Genomic DNA, 17,271 nt, shown 5'->3' with positions numbered 1-17,271 from the left:
AAATCGTCCGGTACCCAGAGCGGACTGGAACGGGAAGGCCGCCGTCGCGTGAGTACAGTCCACCAGCCAGACCCCAAGGACCGCCCCGCGCGGCTCACCATCGGCGTCGTCGGCGCCGGCCGGGTGGGCCCCGCACTCGCCGCGTCCCTGCAACTCGCCGGACACCGCCCGGTGGCCGTCTCCGGGGTCTCCGACGCCTCCAGAAGGCGCGCCGCGCAGCTGCTGCCCGACGTGCCGATCGTCCCGCCCGCCGAGGTTCTGGGGCGCGCCGACCTGGTCCTGCTGACCGTCCCCGACGATGCGCTGCCCGGGCTCGTCGAGGGCCTCGCCGAGACCGGGGCCGTGCGCCCGGGCCAGCTGCTCGTGCACACCTCCGGGCGGTACGGCTCGAAGGTGTTGGACCCCGTCCTACGCGTCGGCGGGCTGCCGCTGGCCCTGCACCCGGCGATGACCTTCACCGGAACCCCCGTGGACGTCCAGCGCCTGGCCGGCTGCTCCTTCGGCGTCACCGCCCCCGAAGAGCTGCGGCTGGCCGCCGAGGCGCTCGTCATCGAGATGGGCGGCGAACCCGAGTGGATCGCCGAGGAGAACAGGCCGCTCTACCACGCGGCCCTCGCGCTGGGCGCCAACCACCTGGTGACACTGGTCGCCCAGTCCATGGAGCTGCTGCGCACGGCCGGCGTCGAGGCCCCCGACCGGATGCTCGGCCCGCTGCTCGGCGCCGCCCTCGACAACGCCCTGCGCTCCGGCGACTCTGCCCTCACCGGCCCTGTCGCGCGCGGGGACGCGGGCACGGTCGCCGCCCATGTCACCGAGTTGCGCAAGCACGCACCGCAGACCGTCGCCGGCTACCTGGCGATGGCGCGCGCGACCGCGGACCGGGCGCTCGCCCACGGACTGCTGAAGCCGGAACTCGCGGAGGACCTCCTCGGGGTACTCGCCGACGGGACCGACGGCACCAACGGCATCGAAGGGGACGCCCGATGACCACCGCCCTGCTGCGCACCGCCGACGAACTGCACGCACGCGTGCGCGTGGGCCGCCGCGCCGTCGTGATGACCATGGGCGCCCTGCACGAGGGCCACGCCACCCTGATCCGCACCGCCCGCGAGATCGCGGGACCGGACGGCGAGGTCGTGGTCACCGTCTTCGTGAACCCGCTGCAGTTCGGCAAGGGCGAGGACCTCGACCGTTACCCGCGCACCCTGGACGCCGACCTCAAGATCGCCGAGGACTCCGGCGCGGACGCCGTGTTCGCGCCGGGTGTCGAGGAGGTCTACCCGGGCGGCGAGCCCCAGGTCCGCATCAGCGCCGGGCCCATGGGGGAGCGCCTGGAGGGCGCCTCGCGCCCCGGCCACTTCGACGGCATGCTCACCGTCGTCGCCAAGCTGCTGCACCTCACCCGCCCCGACGTCGCTCTGTACGGGCAGAAGGACGCCCAGCAGCTCGCCCTGATCCGCCGCATGGCGCGGGACCTGAACTTCGGCGTCGAGATCGTCGGCGTACCGACCGTGCGCGAGGAGGACGGCCTCGCGCTGTCCAGCCGCAACCGCTACCTCAAGCCCGGGGAACGGCGTACGGCTCTGGCGCTGTCCCGCGCACTGTTCGCGGGCCGCGACCGGCACGCGGCGCAGGAGGCGCTGCGCGCGCGGGCGCGCGAGGTACCCGCCACGCACGCGCGTGCAGAGGCCCTGAGCGCCATAGGCGAGTCCCGTGCGGCGGCCGACACACACGCCGTCGCGAAGGCTCGCCCGCCGGCCACCACCGCCCCCGGCGCAGACGCTTCGCGTCGCCCCGCCTCCACCGGCGGTCCCGCGGCCGTCCGCGCGGCCGCCCGGCTGGTCCTCGACGATGCCGCCCGCCTGCACCCGCCGCTCGAGCTGGACTATCTGGCCCTCGTCGACCCGTCCGACTTCACGGAGATCGAGGACGACCACATCGGCGAGGCCGTCCTCGCCGTCGCCGCCCGGGTCGGGACGACCCGGCTGATCGACAACATCCCCCTCACCTTCGGAGCCGCCTCGTGAGCAGCACAGGCATACGACTGCACGCGCCCGCCCCGGGCTGGTCCATCGACGCGGACGTGGTCGTCGTCGGCTCCGGCGTCGCCGGCCTCACCGCCGCCCTGCGCTGCGAGGCCGAGGGCCTGAGGACGGTCGTCGTCACCAAGGCCCGCCTCGACGACGGCTCCACCCGTTGGGCGCAGGGCGGCATCGCCGCGGCCCTCGGCGACGGCGACACGCCCGAACAGCACCTGGACGACACGCTGGTGGCGGGCGCGGGCCTGTGCGACGAGGAGGCCGTACGGATCCTCGTCACCGAGGGGCCCGACGCCGTACGCCGGCTCATCGAGACCGGCGCCCACTTCGACGAGTCCGAGGAAGGCCGCCTGGAACTCACCCGCGAGGGCGGTCACCACCGCCGCCGCATCGCGCACGCGGGCGGCGACGCGACCGGCGCGGAGATCTCCCGGGCGCTTGTCGAGGCGGTACGCGCTCGTGGTCTGCGCACGATCGAGAACGCGCTCGTCCTGGACCTCCTCACAGACGCCGTCGGCCGCACGGCCGGTGTGACCCTGCATGTCATGGGCGAGGGCCAGCACGACGGCGTGGGTGCCGTGCACGCACCCGCGGTAGTCCTCGCGACCGGCGGCATGGGCCAGGTCTTCTCGGCCACCACCAACCCGTCCGTGTCGACGGGCGACGGCGTGGCGCTCGCCCTGCGCGCCGGCGCGGAGGTCTCCGACCTCGAATTCGTGCAGTTCCACCCGACCGTGCTCTTCCTGGGCTCGGACGCGGAGGGCCAGCAGCCCCTGGTCTCCGAGGCCGTACGCGGTGAAGGCGCCCACCTGGTGGACGCCGACGGCGTGCGCTTCATGGTCGGCCAGCACGAACTCGCCGAACTCGCGCCCCGGGACATCGTCGCCAAGGGCATCATGCGCCGCATGCAGGAGCAGGACGCCGAGCAGATGTTCCTCGACGCCCGGCACTTCGGCGCCGACATGTGGGAGCACCGCTTCCCGACGATCCTCGCCGCCTGCCGCGCCCACGGCATCGACCCGGTCCACGAGCCCATACCGGTCGCCCCGGCCGCCCACTACGCCTCCGGCGGCGTCCGCACCGACTCCCGGGGCCGTACGACCGTCCCCGGCCTGTACGCGTGCGGCGAGGTCGCCTGCACCGGCGTGCACGGCGCCAACCGGCTCGCTTCGAACTCCCTCCTGGAGGGCCTCGTCTACGCCGAGCGCATCGCCGCCGACATCGCGGCCCGCCGGGCGGACGACGGCCTCCACGCGCGCGTGCCGGTGCCCGTCGAGCACCCCGAGAAGCCCGCGCACCCCCTGCTCGCGCCCGAGGCCCGGTTCGCGATCCAGCGGACCATGACGCAGGGCGCGGGCGTCCTGCGCTCCGCCGAGTCCCTGGCCGGCGCCGCGGACGCCCTCCAGCGGCTCCACGCCGACGCCCGTGGCGCCCTCGACGAGAACGGCAAGACCGCCGAGCCCGGCGTCGACACCTGGGAGGCCACCAACCTCCTGTGCGTGGCCCGCGTCCTGGTCGCCGCCGCGAGGCTGCGCGAGGAGACCCGCGGCTGCCACTGGCGCGAGGACCACGCCGAGCGCGACGACACGACCTGGCGCCGCCACATCGTCGTACGGCTGAACCCGGACCGCACGCTGGCCGTGCAGACCACGGACACGCCAGACTTCCCCCCGACCAGGCAACCGCAGCCCCACCGTCCCCAGGAGCAGTGACAGAAGTGAGCACCCCCGACCTTCCCCTCGCCCGGAGCGGCGGCTGCGGCGACGGCTGTGCCTGTGGCGCTGCCTCCGACATCGCAGGCGAGGAGTATCTGGAGTGCGGGCTCGACCCCGCGCTCGCGCAGCTCCTGGCCGACGCAGGACTCGACCCCGTGGAGGTCGAGGACATCGCCAACGTCGCCATCCAGGAGGACCTCGACCACGGCGTGGACGTGACGACCGTCGCGACCATCCCGGAAGAGGCCGTGGCCACCGCCGACTTCACCGCGCGCGAGGCGGGCGTCGTGGCGGGCCTGAGGGTCGCCGAAGCGGTCGTCTCGGTGGTCTGCACGGACCAGTTCGAGGTCGAGCGACACGTGGAGGACGGCGACCGCGTGGAGGCCGGACAGAAGCTCCTGTCGGTCACCACGCGCACGCGTGACCTGCTCACCGCCGAACGCAGCGCGCTCAACCTCCTGTGCCGCATGTCGGGCATCGCTACCGCCACGCGCGCGTGGGCGGACGCCTTGGAGGGCACCAAGGCGCGCGTGCGGGACACCCGCAAGACGACGCCGGGGCTCAGGTCGCTGGAGAAGTACGCGGTCCGCTGCGGCGGCGGCGTCAACCACCGCATGTCGCTGTCCGACGCGGCCCTGGTCAAGGACAACCACGTGGTCGCCGCGGGTGGCGTGGCGCAGGCCTTCAAGGCCGTACGGGAGGCCTTCCCGGACGTGCCGATCGAGGTCGAGGTCGACACCCTGCACCAGCTGCGGGAGGTCGTGGACGCCGGTGCGGACCTGATCCTGCTGGACAACTTCACGCCGGGGGAGTGCGAGGAGGCGGTCGCCGTCGTCCACGGCCGTGCCGCCCTTGAGGCGTCGGGGCGGCTCACCCTCGAGAACGCCAAGGCGTACGCGGACACCTGTGTCGACTACCTCGCCGTGGGGGCCCTGACCCACTCCTCGCCGATCCTGGACATCGGCCTGGACCTGCGCGAGGCGGAGTAGTAGCGATGCTCCTCACGATCGACGTAGGCAACACGCACACGGTTCTGGGCCTGTTCGACGGCGAGGACATCGTCGAGCACTGGCGGATCTCGACGGACGCACGCCGTACGGCCGACGAGCTGGCGGTGCTCCTTCAGGGGCTGATGGGCATGCATCCGCTCCTCGGGGACGAGCTGGGCGACGGCATCGACGGCATCGCGATCTGCGCGACCGTTCCGTCGGTGCTGCACGAGCTGCGCGAGGTGACGCGGCGGTACTACGGCGACGTGCCTGCCGTGCTCGTCGAGCCGGGCGTCAAGACGGGCGTGCCGATCCTGACCGACAACCCCAAGGAGGTCGGCGCGGACCGGATCATCAACGCGGTGGCCGCGGTCGAGCTGTATGGGGGGCCCGCGATCGTCGTCGACTTCGGTACGGCCACGACGTTCGACGCGGTGTCCGCGCGCGGGGAGTACGTCGGTGGTGTCATCGCGCCCGGTATCGAGATCTCCGTCGAGGCGTTGGGGGTCAGGGGGGCGCAGCTCCGGAAGATCGAGGTGGCCCGGCCGCGGAGTGTGATCGGGAAGAACACGGTCGAGGCGATGCAGTCGGGGATCATCTACGGGTTCGCGGGCCAGGTGGACGGGGTGGTGAACCGTATGGCCCGGGAGCTGGCGGAGGATCCGGAGGATGTGACCGTGATCGCTACGGGGGGACTGGCGCCGATGGTGCTGGGCGAGTCGTCCGTGATCGATGAGCATGAGCCGTGGCTGACGCTGATCGGGCTGCGCTTGGTGTACGAGCGGAACATGTCGCGTATGTGAGGCGGGGCGGTGGTCGGCGTGCGTCGCATGTTTCTCGCCCCCGCCGCCCCTACCCGTCCCATCCCCAGGGGCTGCGCCCCTCTGCCCGGGCGGGGACTGGGTCCCCTGCACCCCTCCCGGCTGCGCCCCCTACCCGAGCTGGGCTGCGCCCCTGCACCTTTCCCGCGGCTCCGTCCCAGGACCCTGCCGGGGACTGCGTCTCCTGCACCGCTCGCGGGGTTCGGTGCCAGGTCCCTGGCGGGAGGTGCCTCCCTGCACGCCTCCCGGGGCTACGCGCCTCCCCCCCGCTGGGGCTGCGCCTGAGCCCCCTCGCCGGCAGGCACGAAGGGCCTCCTTCTCAAGCGCCGGACGGGCTGGAGGAGGCCGGCCGGGTGGCTTCGGGCGCCACACCCGGCTGAGTTATGTCGAGTTTGTCTGATTAGCGCGTATCGTCGCCGCATGCCCACGCCATACGGATCCCGCGGCGGCATGGCGTTCGGTGTGGAGGAGCTGCGTGTGCTCCGCCGCGCTCTCGCCCTCGCCCTGCACCCCACGCCCGCCTCGGCAGAGGATGTCCAGGACTGCCTCAGCCTCTCCGAGTCCCTTGATGAGGCGATGCGCGAGGGCGCCCGGCTGCGTGCCTTCCTGGTGGCCGACCTCGCCCGGTACCGCGCCGCCCTGCCCGGTACCGCCGCCGGTTACCTCACGCTCCTCGAGGAGGCGCTGAGCGCCGGGTACCACCCGGACCCCGACGACCTCGCCGCTCTGCGCGCCCTGCGCGGAAACCCGGTCGCGGCCGCCCTCCTGCACCGCTGTCAGAGCCTGGCCGAGAAGGACGTACGCGCCCGCCTGGCCCGCCGTGGGGCTCGCGCCACGGCCCCGCCCACCCCGAGACCCACCCCGACGGTGCCCGCCTCCCGTACGCGCCTTCTGGCGCTGCCAGGAGGGCTCTCCGCGTCACCTGAGGAGCTCCCCGAACCGGAGGAGGAGCGGCGTGCGGAGAAATGGGCCGTCGGGGAGCTTGCCGGCGGGCTCGCCAAGGATCCCGCCCCCGGCCCGGCCAAGAAGCCCGCGCAGAAGCCCGCCGAGCGGCCCGCGCCCAAGTCCCCGGTGCCCGACACTCCCAAGCCGTCGCGGCCCATTCCCACCCCCGGCGAGGTGTTCCCGCGCCGCAAGCCCGCCGCCCCACCGCCTTCCGAGCCTCCTCAGCAGCTCGCCGCCGGCTGACGGCGCGCGGCCCGTTGCGCCCCACCCCGGCCCGGTCGGCGTCCGGTGCGTGGCTACTCTGGACGTATGGACTACGTCTCCGCCCTCGTGCCCCCGGTCGTCATGGCTGTGTTCTTCATCGGCCTGATCCGGGTGATCGTGAAGACCCAGGGTGGGGCCAACAAGGCCAAGGAGGACGCGGCCGTGGACGCCGCCCTCGCGCGCGCGGAGAGGGCTCGTCAGGCCTCTGCCTCCGGCAAGACCGAGGCCTGAGGCCGGCCGAGAGCCTGCCGACCTCACCGGCGTACGACTCGAAAAATCCACGAGTCGTACGCCCTTTTTGTGCTGTTTGTCGACGAAAGCGCACGTCCACCGAGCGAATGCCGGGAACTCCCACTAATGTGCTGAGCTGTGCCTCGCCCATTGGGAGAACTCGAAGACGCGGTCATGACGCGGGTGTGGAAGTGGAACCGCCCGGTGACCGTTCGAGAAGTCCTGGAAGACCTTCAGCAGGAACGGTCCATCGCGTACACCACGGTGATGACCGTTTTGGACAATCTCCACCAGAAGGGCTGGGTGCGCCGTGAGGCGGAAGGCCGGGCCTATCGATATGAGGCGGTCTCGACCCGGGCCGCCTACGCCGCCGCCCTGATGAACGACGCCTGGTCGCAGAGCGACAACCCAGCGGCCGCTCTCGTCGCCTTCTTCGGCATGATGAGCGAGGAACAGCGCCACGCCCTGAGGGACGCCGTCCGGATGGTGCAGGGCCCGGAAACACCCGAAGCCGCTCCGCCGGCCGCCTCTGATACCGCTGAGGAGAACCCCGGCTCGGCGGCGGAGGGCGGCGGGCGATAGCGTCCGCACATGTCAGCAGAGAGCTCAGCGGAGAGTGGCTCCGCGGAGAGTCCCGAAGTCACCGCAAAAGCCATCACCGTCCGGAGGGCCCGCACCGGCGATGTCCCGGCCGTACGACGACTCCTTGACGCGTACGTCCGCGGCGGCATCCTGCTCGACAAAGCGACGGTGACCCTTTACGAGGACATCCAGGAGTTCTGGGTCGCCGAACGGGACGACAACGCCGAGGTCGTCGGCTGTGGTGCCCTGCATGTGATGTGGGAAGACCTCGCGGAAGTCCGCACTCTCGCCGTGAAGCCCGGACTGAAGGGCGCCGGTGTCGGCCATCAGTTGCTGGAGAAGTTGCTGCACACCGCGCGCTGGCTCGGCGTTCGTCGAGTTTTCTGTCTGACCTTCGAAGTGGACTTCTTCGGCAAGCACGGCTTCGTCGAGATCGGTGAGACGCCCGTTGACACCGATGTCTACGCGGAGCTACTGCGTTCCTATGACGAAGGCGTGGCGGAGTTCCTCGGTCTCGAACGAGTGAAACCGAACACCTTGGGCAACAGTCGGATGCTTCTGCATCTGTGATCGCCCGGCGGTGACAAGGCGCGAAGGGATGACAAGGCCCGCGAGCGAGGCCTATTCCGACGGGGCTCACCCTGCCCAGGTGCCCTATGTCCGAAACGCGCACGTTTCCGGACTGGAGCGGGCCCGGCAGTCTCTGCCGGGGGTTTGTGTTTTCCCGGCAAAAGCGGTTTGCTTTCCGACGTACTGCAGTACTGCATATATCAGGGGACGGCGAAACGGCGGACGCCGCAGGCCCCCGGCCCTCAAGTATGGGATGAAAGGAAATCCGGTGGCACAGAAGGTTCAGGTCCTTCTTGTCGATGACCTCGACGGCGGCGAGGCGGACGAGACCGTCACGTTCGCGTTGGACGGCAAGACGTACGAGATCGATCTCACGACCGCCAATGCGGACAAGCTGCGCGGCCTTCTTGACCCTTACGTGAAGGGCGGTCGTCGTACCGGAGGCCGTACTTCGGGTGGACGCGGAAAGGCGCGTGCCGCTTCCGGTGGCAGCCAGGACACCGCGCAGATCCGCGCGTGGGCCAAGGAGAACGGTTACGAGGTCAATGACCGCGGCCGTGTTCCCGCGACCATTCGTGAGGCATACGAGAAGGCCAACGGCTGATCACGGCTCACGGCACTTACGGGCAGGTGAGCTGCCGCTACGGGCAGGTGAGCTGCCGCGCGCACGCGCGCCGCAGCCACAGGCGGTGGCACTGCGTTGCCACCGTGGCCACAACTCGCACCAGATCGGGGGCGCCCCCACCGCCCCCCACGGCCGACAACGTCGGCAGCGAGGCCTCGGCCTCGCACCCGGGCACGGGGGGCCGCAGCCACACGGCGGCCCCCTGCTCGGCTCCCGGGCAGCCCAGGCCCGGCAGCAGCGGACGTACCCCGGCCCGGCCCGGCTCCGGGGGTGGCGGCGCGTCCATGACGCCGCCCTCGCCGATCGCCGTGAGGTCGAGCGTCAGCGCTCCCCACTCCAGCCAGTCCAGGACCCCCGGCACTTCCTCCGCGCTGCCCGCCGCCACCAGCAGCCGCATCCGGTCACCCCGCACGGCCACCGGAGAGCCCGGCGCGAGGTGCCTCAGCGCCGGCCGGCCCGCCTCCACCGGCACGTCCAGGACATCGAAGCGCGGGCCCACGCGGAGCCGTACCGGAGATTCGGGGTTTTCCGCGCTCGTGGGCACCGTCGGCCAGCCCAGTTCGTTCTCGTACCAGCGGCGGACCTGATCGCTCGGATCGAGCGGCCGTCGAGGATGAGGAACCGTGGTGAGTTCGGTGGTGACCGGGGGGAGGGTGCCAACCATGCCAAGCGCAACCGTCGGAAGAGGCCGGAAGTTACGTTGGGTGTGCAGTCGAATGCACAGAGTGCCCGAAGAGGGAGCCTTCGGGAGCGTGGGGAGGCGCAAGGTTGTTCGCCCATAGCGGAGGGATCCGGGGCGCCTGGCATGGACTGTCGGTCGCAGCGGGTAAGACATCCCTAGTGGGAGGGGTCGACACGCAGAACGGGCCGTCTCACGTTCGCCATCGGCGTATTGATGGTAGGGGTAACTGCTTGGCCTGCGGGAACATCGTCTCGCACCATCAGGTTGGAGCAGATGTCGGCGTTCGGGGTCAGGAGGCCAAGGACGGTGTCGGCAGTTGGAATGAGCGGTCCCCGCTTGCGGGACTAAGCTGCGGAAGGACAGGGAGGGGAAGTTCCCCCCACTGCCTGACCGCTCTGAGGAGCGATTAACGATGTTCGAGAGGTTCACCGACCGCGCGCGGCGGGTTGTCGTCCTGGCTCAGGAAGAAGCCCGGATGCTCAACCACAACTACATCGGCACCGAGCACATCCTCCTGGGCCTGATCCACGAGGGTGAGGGTGTCGCCGCCAAGGCCCTTGAGAGCCTCGGGATTTCGCTCGAGGCGGTCCGCCAGCAGGTGGAGGAGATCATCGGCCAGGGCCAGCAGGCCCCGTCCGGGCACATTCCCTTCACCCCCCGTGCCAAGAAGGTCCTGGAGCTGTCGCTCCGCGAGGCCCTTCAGCTCGGCCACAACTACATCGGCACGGAGCACATCCTGCTCGGCCTGATCCGTGAGGGCGAGGGTGTCGCCGCCCAGGTCCTGGTCAAGCTGGGCGCAGATCTCAACCGGGTGCGGCAGCAGGTCATCCAGCTGCTCTCCGGTTACCAGGGCAAGGAGACCGCCGCCGCCGGCGGGCCTGCCGAGGGCACCCCCTCGACGTCCCTGGTCCTCGACCAGTTCGGCCGGAACCTCACCCAGGCCGCTCGTGAGTCCAAGCTCGACCCGGTCATCGGGCGCGAGAAGGAGATCGAGCGGGTCATGCAGGTGCTGTCCCGCCGTACGAAGAACAACCCGGTCCTGATCGGTGAGCCCGGCGTCGGCAAGACCGCCGTCGTGGAGGGCCTCGCCCAGGCCATCGTCAAGGGCGAGGTGCCCGAGACCCTCAAGGACAAGCACCTCTACACCCTGGACCTCGGCGCGCTGGTCGCCGGCTCCCGCTACCGCGGTGACTTCGAGGAGCGCCTGAAGAAGGTCCTCAAGGAGATCCGCACCCGCGGCGACATCATCCTGTTCATCGACGAGCTGCACACGCTGGTCGGTGCGGGTGCCGCCGAGGGCGCCATCGACGCCGCTTCGATCCTGAAGCCGATGCTGGCCCGCGGTGAGCTGCAGACCATCGGTGCGACCACGCTGGACGAGTACCGCAAGCACCTGGAGAAGGACGCGGCCCTCGAGCGCCGCTTCCAGCCCATCCAGGTCGCGGAGCCGTCCCTGCCGCACACCATCGAGATCCTCAAGGGTCTGCGCGACCGGTACGAGGCCCACCACCGGGTCTCCATCACGGACGAGGCGCTGGTCCAGGCCGCCACTTTGGCCGACCGGTACATCTCGGACCGCTTCCTGCCGGACAAGGCGATCGACCTGATCGACGAGGCCGGCTCGAGGATGCGCATCCGCCGGATGACCGCGCCGCCGGACCTGCGCGAGTTCGACGAGAAGATCGCCGGCGTCCGCCGCGACAAGGAGTCCGCGATCGACTCGCAGGACTTCGAGAAGGCCGCCTCCCTGCGCGACAAGGAGAAGCAGCTCCTCGCCGCGAAGGCCAAGCGGGAGAAGGAGTGGAAGGCCGGCGACATGGACGTCGTGGCCGAGGTCGACGGCGAGCTGATCGCCGAGGTCCTCGCGACCGCCACCGGCATCCCGGTCTTCAAGCTGACCGAGGAGGAGTCCTCGCGTCTGCTGCGGATGGAGGACGAGCTCCACAAGCGGGTCATCGGCCAGGTCGACGCCGTCAAGGCGCTGTCGAAGGCGATCCGTCGTACGCGTGCGGGCCTCAAGGACCCGAAGCGTCCCGGTGGTTCGTTCATCTTCGCCGGCCCGTCCGGTGTCGGTAAGACCGAGCTGTCCAAGGCGCTCGCCGAGTTCCTCTTCGGCGACGAGGACGCGCTGATCTCCCTCGACATGTCGGAGTTCAGCGAGAAGCACACGGTGTCGCGTCTCTTCGGTTCGCCCCCTGGATACGTGGGCTACGAAGAGGGCGGCCAGCTGACCGAGAAGGTCCGCCGCAAGCCGTTCTCCGTCGTCCTCTTCGACGAGGTCGAGAAGGCCCACCCGGACATCTTCAACTCGCTGCTGCAGATCCTGGAGGACGGTCGCCTGACCGACTCCCAGGGCCGGGTCGTGGACTTCAAGAACACGGTCATCATCATGACGACCAACCTCGGCACCCGGGACATCTCCAAGGGCTTCAACCTGGGCTTCGCGGCCTCGGGCGACAAGAAGTCGAACTACGAGCGCATGAAGAACAAGGTCTCGGACGAGCTCAAGCAGCACTTCCGGCCCGAGTTCCTCAACCGCGTCGACGATGTGGTCGTCTTCCCGCAGCTGACCCAGGCCGACATCCTGCGGATCGTCGACCTCATGGTCGGCAAGGTGGACGAGCGCCTGAAGGACCGGGACATGGGCATCGAGCTCTCCCAGTCCGCCAAGGAGCTGCTGTCCCAGAAGGGTTACGACCCCGTCCTGGGCGCCCGGCCGCTGCGCCGGACGATCCAGCGCGAGATCGAGGACTCGCTCTCCGAGAAGATCCTCTTCGGCGAGCTGCGTCCCGGTCACATCGTGGTCGTGGACACCGAGGGCGAGGGCGAGGCCAAGACCTTCACCTTCCGGGGTGAGGAGAAGTCGGCACTGCCGGACGTTCCGCCGATCGAGCAGGCGGCCGGTGGGGCTGGTCCCAACCTGAGCAAGGACGTGTAAGTAAGCCTCACGTCCGCAGAGGCAAGCAGAAGGGGCCGGTGCTTTCGAGCACCGGCCCCTTCTGCTTGCGTTCGTGGGGATCAGGAGAGCTGGCCGTCGTAGTCCGGCAGCTTGTAGGTCTTCTCGGCGTGGCCGCCGGAGAGGTCGGTTGCGCTGTTCCCGATGTTCGCGATGATCGTGTAGCCCTTGGACTCGATGTCGACGCGCTGGGCGGTCTTGTAGGCGGCGACGTCCTTGAAGAGGTCGACGAGGCTGCGGACGTAGAGACCGGAGACCTCGTAGCCGACGTGCTCGAGGTTGTAGTCGGTCACCGAGTAGATGATGCCGGGCCGTGCCGTCACGAAGAACAGGGCGACGCCGTGCTCCTGGGCGTACTCGGCGACGTCCAGGACCGGCCGGTTGGCCGGCTGGGGGTAGCTGAAGCCGAAGTCCGTCTCCAGGGTGGTGTTGTCGATGTCGAAGACGATGGCCTGCTTCTCGCCCGGCTTGATGTTCGCGATGCGCTGCGTCAGGTAGGGCAGGGCCTGGTCCATCAGGGTCTGGCAGTCCTTCTGCCAGGTCGCGTAGTCGACGTCCGCGGCGGCGGCCGTGGCGGTCGTGGCGGTACTTGTGGTCGTCGTCGCGGCCTCGGCGGGGACGGCCAGCGCCGCGAGGGCGACTGCGGAGACGGCGGTGACGGCTGCGCGGCGCGCCCAGGGGCGTCGTCGTGTCATGTGGGGGTTCCTCTCACGTCCGGACGTTCTGCAGTTGTCGGGTGCATGCTCGTTGGTGAGGGTGGCGCGAGGGGAACCGTAGGGTTACTGGGCGGTAAGTGGCCAGAGACGTACGTCACATGGCGTGGTAATTCAAAGATCGAGGATCTCGCGGCCCGGTGACATGCCGCACAGGCGATTTGTCCGTTACTACGCGGAATAGTGGAAATCATGAGACGGGCGAAAGGTGGCTAAAAAGAACTTTCGTCCCGTAACTCCCGCGCGACATTTACCCTTCTGGGCGGATTCAGTTCCGATGGGGGTTCTGTCAAGAAGCAGGGAGTTTTGGGGTCAGGTACTAGCTTTCGTCGTAGATCACCGTTTTGGGAGTCCATGGCGCTTCGGGTTACCAAGGGATGCCCCATCCGGCGGATGTCTGTGCGCCGGGTGGTTTCTCTGTCCCCGTCCCCATGAGGTTTTCGATGTCCCAGCGCGTCTCGTCCCGTTCTTCCCGTACGTCCGTCCTCCGCACCCGTGCGGCCGTGCTCGCCACCGGCCTGGGAGTGTCGGTCGTCCTGGGGGCCGGGGTCGCGGCAGCCGCCGACACGGGCGCGGCCACCGTCGCCGTCGCCAAGACCACGACCAGGACCGCCACGGGCAAGAAGGCCGTCTCCTGGGTGGACCCGGTGAAGAAGTACACGCTGTCCGCGAGCTTCGCCCAGGCCGGCGGCATGTGGCAGTCCACCCACAGCGGGCAGGACTTCGCCGTGGCGAGCGGCACCAACGTCATGGCCGCGCACGGCGGCACCGTCGTCAAGGCCGGCGGCAACGGCGCCGGTGACGGTCCCGCGTACGGCAATGCCATCGTCATCAAGCACGGCAACGGGACGTACTCCCAGTACGCCCACCTGTCCCGGATCGACGTGAGGGTCGGCCAGGTCGTCAAGACCGGTCAGCACATCGCCCGGTCCGGCAACACCGGCAACTCCAGCGGTCCGCACCTGCACTTCGAGATCCGTACGACCGCCAACTACGGGTCGGCCATCGACCCGGTCGCCTTCCTGCGCTCCAAGGGTGTGAAGGTCTGAGCCTCCTGACGGAGTCCCAGACCTCCTGACGGGTCCTGAGACCGCCTGCGGAGTTCTAAGACCTCTCGGAGGACCCGCCGGTGCCGCGGTGGGCCTGTGTGATCAGGTCCGTCGCGACCTCCAGGACCGCCCTGCGCTTGGCCTCGGGGTCGCCCTCGAGGTCCTGGAGGACGAACATCCCGGCGTGCATCGTGAACATCGCGCTGACGCAGCGGACCTGGTCGACCAGGTCCGCCGACGGGTCGATGAGGATGTCCCGCATGCCGAGCATGCGGTTCTTGAACGTCTCGCCGATGCGCAGTTCGCGTACGGTCGCCTGGTTCTCCTGCATGAAGCGGAACAGGGGCGCGGCGGCGACCAGAGCGTCGCTGTAGCGCCGTACGATCTCCTGCTTCGTCTCCAAGGTGTGCGGCTGGCCCTTGCCCCACTCGATCAGGTCCTCGATGGGCTTGGCCAGGTCCTCGAAGATGCTGACCAGGATCTCTTCCTTGGTCTTGAAGTGGTAATAGAGCGCCGCCTTGGTGACGTCCAGGCGCTCGGCGATCTCGCGCAGCGAGGTCTTCTCGTAGCCCTGCTCGGCGAAGAGTTCGAGGGCGATGTCCTGGATGCGCTGACGGGTGTTCCCGCGGCGCCGCTGCCTGGTGCCGTCCATGGTGCCGCCCATCGTCGCACTCCTCGCTTTTCCAAGAACTTACTTGACGCCCGGCTAGTTACGGGTCTACTTTCCCGAGTGTAGTCAACTAGCCGGGCGGCAAGTAAGTAGTCCGCCGGGAGCAGTACCAGGGGAGTGGGAAACGATGGCGGACACACAGACGGTCGAGACGGAGCCGGAGAAGCAACCGAAGAGCGTGCGGGTCGTCCTGCTCGCGCTCATGATCACCATGATGCTCGCGATGCTCGACAACATGATCGTGGGCACCGCGATGCCGACGATCGTCGGCGAGCTCGGCGGACTCGAACACCTCTCGTGGGTCGTCACCGCGTACACGCTTGCGACCGCCGCCTCCACCCCGCTGTGGGGCAAGCTCGGCGACATGTACGGGCGCAAGGGCGTCTTCATGAGCTCCATCGTGCTCTTCCTGGTCGGGTCCGCGCTCAGCGGCATGGCCCAGGACATGGGGCAGCTGATCGGCTTCCGCGCCGTGCAGGGTCTCGGCGCGGGCGGTCTGATGGTCGGCGTCATGGCGATCATCGGTGACCTGATTCCGCCGCGGGAGCGCGGCAAGTACCAGGGAATGATGGCCGGCGTCATGGCACTCGCGATGATCGGCGGTCCGCTGGTCGGCGGCACCATCACCGACAACTGGGGCTGGCGCTGGTCCTTCTACATCAACCTGCCGCTCGGTGTGGTCGCGCTCGCCGCGATCAGCGTCGTACTGCACCTGCCCAAGAAGCGGGCGCAGGCGCGGATCGACTACCTGGGCGCCGGGCTGCTGACCGTGGGCATCACCGCCATCGTGCTCGTCACCACCTGGGGCGGTTCGCAGTACGCCTGGACGTCCGCGCGGATCATGGAGCTCATCGGGATCGGTGTCGCCTCGCTCATCGGGTTCGTGTTCTGGCAGACCAAGGCCGCCGAGCCGGTCGTACCGCTGCACATCTTCCGCAGCCGCAACTTCTCGCTGATGTCGGTCATCGGCTTCATCACCGGCTTCGTGATGTTCGGCGCCACCCTCTTCCTGCCGCTGTACCAGCAGTCGGTGCAGGGCGCCTCCGCGACCAACTCCGGGCTGCTGCTCCTGCCGATGCTCGGCGCGATGCTCGTCACGTCGATGGTCGCGGGGCGGGTCACCACGAACACCGGCAAGTACAAGGTCTTCCCGATCGTCGGCAGCGTCCTCATGGCCGTCGGGCTGTACCTGCTGTCCCTGATGGACACGGACACCTCGAGGTTCACGTCCGGCGTGTACATGGCCGTGGTCGGTCTCGGCATGGGCTGTCTGATGCAGATCACCATGCTTGTCGCGCAGAACAGCGTGGAGATGAAGGACATGGGCGTCGCGTCCTCGTCCACGACCCTCTTCCGTACGCTCGGCTCCTCGTTCGGCGTCGCGATCATGGGCGCGCTGTTCAACAACCGCGTCCAGGACGTCATGTCCGAGCGGGCCGGTGCGCTGGGGTCGAAGGTGACCGAGAAGTCCGCGCAGCTCGACGCGGCCAGCATGGCGAAGCTGCCGGAGGCGGCGCAGGAGGCCTACAAGCACGCGGTGTCGGCCGGCACGCACTCGGCGTTCCTGCTGGGGGCGGCGGTGGCGGTGGTCGCGATGGTGGCGGCGTGGTTCGTGAAGGAGGTTCCGCTCAAGGGAGCGGGACCGAAGGCGGCGGAGGACGAAGCGGACGGTTCGTCGGCGCCCGCGCCGATGGCCGAGGCCCTCTGACCCCCCCGCGTGAGCCGAAGGCCCTCCAGGCGGTGTCCGCCCCCGGGGGGCCTTCGTCATGTCCGGGCGCGACGACCCCCCGGGACTTCCGTCGTATCCGGGAATGACGACCCCCGGGGGCAAGACGGCCCCCGGGGGCTTCCGTATGTCTGGGCAAGACGGCCCCGGCGTCATGCCCGGGCACGACCGGGACCGTTGTCGGACCCACGTGTCACCATCGGTCGCATGGACAAGTTGCGGCAGGTGCGGCTGGCCAAGGATGCCATGGACCGGGACTGGGCGGACCCGGAGCTCGACCTGGACGCGGTGGCCGCGCACGCCGGGTACTCGCGCTACCACTTCATACGCTCCTTCAAGGAGGCGTACGGCGAGACACCGGGCCAGTACCTCACGCACCGCCGCATCGACCGCGCCGAAGACCTGCTGCGCACCGCCAACCTGACGGTCACGGAGGTCTGCCACCTCGTCGGCTTCAGCAGCCTCGGCACGTTCTCGGCCCGCTTCAAGGCGTGGACCGGGCTGACACCCACTGAGTACCGCAGGAAGCACGTGGGTCGCGGGGCCGCCCTCATACCGGGCTGTTACGCCATGCTCTGGGTCGGAGGATTCCGATCGGCCCCGGGCCGGGCAGAGCGCAATTCTGGAGAAGCGGTCTGAGGGCGCCGGTGCCTACCGTGAGGGACAAGACACCGGCACGGGCAACAAGGCACCG

General features: G+C 69.6%; 17 protein-coding genes. 14 read left to right on the top strand and 3 right to left on the bottom strand.

The genetic code is table 11. From position 1 onward, the window contains the following. Nucleotides 1-48 precede the first annotated feature (48 nt). The 10 genes from ACFYO2_RS33280 (at nt 49) to ACFYO2_RS33235 (ending at nt 8,760) form a co-directional block, all read left to right on the top strand. Complete coding sequence (locus ACFYO2_RS33280; RefSeq protein ID WP_388356453.1) at nt 49-987, top strand: Rossmann-like and DUF2520 domain-containing protein; 939 nt, start codon at nt 49-51, stop codon at nt 985-987. Continuing rightward, entirely contained in the window at nt 984-2,027 is a 1,044-nt protein-coding gene (gene panC, locus ACFYO2_RS33275; protein ID WP_388356450.1) for a pantoate--beta-alanine ligase, read from the top strand. The genes ACFYO2_RS33280 and panC overlap by 4 nt, the downstream gene beginning before the upstream one ends. After that, nucleotides 2,024-3,751, top strand: coding sequence for an L-aspartate oxidase (locus tag ACFYO2_RS33270; RefSeq protein WP_388356448.1), 1,728 nt, complete (start codon nt 2,024-2,026; stop codon nt 3,749-3,751). The genes panC and ACFYO2_RS33270 overlap by 4 nt, the downstream gene beginning before the upstream one ends. A 5-nt stretch (nt 3,752-3,756) precedes the next feature. Beyond that, the gene (gene nadC, locus ACFYO2_RS33265) at nt 3,757-4,743 is read left to right on the top strand and encodes a carboxylating nicotinate-nucleotide diphosphorylase (RefSeq protein ID WP_388356446.1); all 987 of its coding nucleotides are present in this window, start codon (nt 3,757-3,759) and stop codon (nt 4,741-4,743) included. Between the two features lie 5 nt (nt 4,744-4,748). After that, nucleotides 4,749-5,546: a type III pantothenate kinase gene (locus ACFYO2_RS33260; RefSeq protein WP_388356444.1), complete on the top strand. Its 798-nt coding sequence runs from the start codon at nt 4,749-4,751 to the stop codon at nt 5,544-5,546. A 468-nt stretch (nt 5,547-6,014) separates the two neighbouring features. After that, nucleotides 6,015-6,752, top strand: coding sequence for a hypothetical protein (locus ACFYO2_RS33255; RefSeq protein ID WP_388356731.1), 738 nt, complete (start codon nt 6,015-6,017; stop codon nt 6,750-6,752). Between the two features lie 66 nt (nt 6,753-6,818). Continuing rightward, nucleotides 6,819-7,004 (top strand): hypothetical protein, encoded by a 186-nt coding sequence (locus ACFYO2_RS33250; RefSeq protein ID WP_388356441.1) that lies wholly within the window; start codon nt 6,819-6,821, stop codon nt 7,002-7,004. Nucleotides 7,005-7,154: 150 nt separating this feature from the next. After that, nucleotides 7,155-7,586 carry a BlaI/MecI/CopY family transcriptional regulator gene (locus tag ACFYO2_RS33245; protein WP_388356438.1) on the top strand — a complete coding sequence of 144 codons (432 nt, stop codon included), beginning with the start codon at nt 7,155-7,157 and terminating at the stop codon, nt 7,584-7,586. A gap of 9 nt (nt 7,587-7,595) precedes the next feature. Beyond that, nucleotides 7,596-8,156, top strand: a complete 561-nt coding sequence (locus ACFYO2_RS33240; RefSeq protein WP_388356436.1) for an amino-acid N-acetyltransferase — start codon at nt 7,596-7,598, stop codon at nt 8,154-8,156. 268 nt (nt 8,157-8,424) lie between these two features. Beyond that, nucleotides 8,425-8,760: an Lsr2 family protein gene (locus ACFYO2_RS33235; RefSeq protein ID WP_388356433.1), complete on the top strand. Its 336-nt coding sequence runs from the start codon at nt 8,425-8,427 to the stop codon at nt 8,758-8,760. A 37-nt stretch (nt 8,761-8,797) separates the two neighbouring features. On the opposite strand, the gene ACFYO2_RS33230 is transcribed toward ACFYO2_RS33235, so the two are convergent. Beyond that, nucleotides 8,798-9,445 carry an SCO3374 family protein gene (locus ACFYO2_RS33230; RefSeq protein ID WP_388356431.1) on the bottom strand — a complete coding sequence of 216 codons (648 nt, stop codon included), beginning with the start codon at nt 9,443-9,445 and terminating at the stop codon, nt 8,798-8,800. Nucleotides 9,446-9,875: 430 nt separating this feature from the next. Between ACFYO2_RS33230 and ACFYO2_RS33225 the strand changes: the two genes are divergently transcribed. Beyond that, nucleotides 9,876-12,401 carry an ATP-dependent Clp protease ATP-binding subunit gene (locus ACFYO2_RS33225; RefSeq protein ID WP_388356429.1) on the top strand — a complete coding sequence of 842 codons (2,526 nt, stop codon included), beginning with the start codon at nt 9,876-9,878 and terminating at the stop codon, nt 12,399-12,401. A gap of 80 nt (nt 12,402-12,481) precedes the next feature. Here ACFYO2_RS33225 and ACFYO2_RS33220 read toward each other — a convergent pair whose 3' ends face one another. After that, the gene (locus tag ACFYO2_RS33220; protein ID WP_388356426.1) at nt 12,482-13,114 is read right to left on the bottom strand and encodes an HAD family acid phosphatase; all 633 of its coding nucleotides are present in this window, start codon (nt 13,112-13,114) and stop codon (nt 12,482-12,484) included. A 461-nt stretch (nt 13,115-13,575) separates the two neighbouring features. On the opposite strand from ACFYO2_RS33220, the gene ACFYO2_RS33215 reads away from it, so the two are divergent. Further along, nucleotides 13,576-14,181, top strand: a complete 606-nt coding sequence (locus ACFYO2_RS33215) for a M23 family metallopeptidase (RefSeq protein ID WP_388356423.1) — start codon at nt 13,576-13,578, stop codon at nt 14,179-14,181. Between the two features lie 55 nt (nt 14,182-14,236). On the opposite strand, the gene ACFYO2_RS33210 is transcribed toward ACFYO2_RS33215, so the two are convergent. Then, a complete protein-coding gene (locus tag ACFYO2_RS33210; RefSeq protein ID WP_388356421.1) occupies nt 14,237-14,845 on the bottom strand; it encodes a TetR/AcrR family transcriptional regulator in 609 nt (202 codons plus the stop codon). Nucleotides 14,846-14,978: 133 nt separating this feature from the next. On the opposite strand from ACFYO2_RS33210, the gene ACFYO2_RS33205 reads away from it, so the two are divergent. Both ACFYO2_RS33205 and ACFYO2_RS33200 read left to right on the top strand, forming a co-directional pair. After that, on the top strand, nt 14,979-16,559 hold the full coding sequence (locus tag ACFYO2_RS33205) for an MDR family MFS transporter (RefSeq protein WP_388356418.1): 1,581 nt from the start codon (nt 14,979-14,981) through the stop codon (nt 16,557-16,559). A 225-nt stretch (nt 16,560-16,784) separates the two neighbouring features. Further along, on the top strand, nt 16,785-17,216 hold the full coding sequence (locus ACFYO2_RS33200) for a helix-turn-helix transcriptional regulator (protein WP_388356415.1): 432 nt from the start codon (nt 16,785-16,787) through the stop codon (nt 17,214-17,216). Nucleotides 17,217-17,271 lie beyond the last annotated feature (55 nt).

The organism is Streptomyces sp. NPDC006602, assembly GCF_042870385.1.
Classification (GTDB): Bacteria; Actinomycetota; Actinomycetes; order Streptomycetales; family Streptomycetaceae; genus Streptomyces.
Note: the sequence above shows the minus strand (reverse complement) of the source record. Positions and strands in the feature narration are given on the sequence as shown.

Coding starts and splice junctions, on each gene's coding strand:
- ACFYO2_RS33240 (WP_388356436.1), top strand. CDS start 7,596: ATGTCAGCAGAGAGCTCAGCGGAGAGTGGCTCCGCGGAGAGTCCCGAA.
- ACFYO2_RS33225 (WP_388356429.1), top strand. CDS start 9,876: ATGTTCGAGAGGTTCACCGACCGCGCGCGGCGGGTTGTCGTCCTGGCT.
- ACFYO2_RS33215 (WP_388356423.1), top strand. CDS start 13,576: ATGTCCCAGCGCGTCTCGTCCCGTTCTTCCCGTACGTCCGTCCTCCGC.
- ACFYO2_RS33210 (WP_388356421.1), bottom strand. CDS start 14,845: ATGGGCGGCACCATGGACGGCACCAGGCAGCGGCGCCGCGGGAACACC.
- ACFYO2_RS33220 (WP_388356426.1), bottom strand. CDS start 13,114: ATGACACGACGACGCCCCTGGGCGCGCCGCGCAGCCGTCACCGCCGTC.
- ACFYO2_RS33200 (WP_388356415.1), top strand. CDS start 16,785: ATGGACAAGTTGCGGCAGGTGCGGCTGGCCAAGGATGCCATGGACCGG.
- ACFYO2_RS33255 (WP_388356731.1), top strand. CDS start 6,015: ATGGCGTTCGGTGTGGAGGAGCTGCGTGTGCTCCGCCGCGCTCTCGCC.
- ACFYO2_RS33250 (WP_388356441.1), top strand. CDS start 6,819: ATGGACTACGTCTCCGCCCTCGTGCCCCCGGTCGTCATGGCTGTGTTC.
- ACFYO2_RS33230 (WP_388356431.1), bottom strand. CDS start 9,445: ATGGTTGGCACCCTCCCCCCGGTCACCACCGAACTCACCACGGTTCCT.
- ACFYO2_RS33205 (WP_388356418.1), top strand. CDS start 14,979: ATGGCGGACACACAGACGGTCGAGACGGAGCCGGAGAAGCAACCGAAG.
- panC (WP_388356450.1), top strand. CDS start 984: ATGACCACCGCCCTGCTGCGCACCGCCGACGAACTGCACGCACGCGTG.
- ACFYO2_RS33260 (WP_388356444.1), top strand. CDS start 4,749: ATGCTCCTCACGATCGACGTAGGCAACACGCACACGGTTCTGGGCCTG.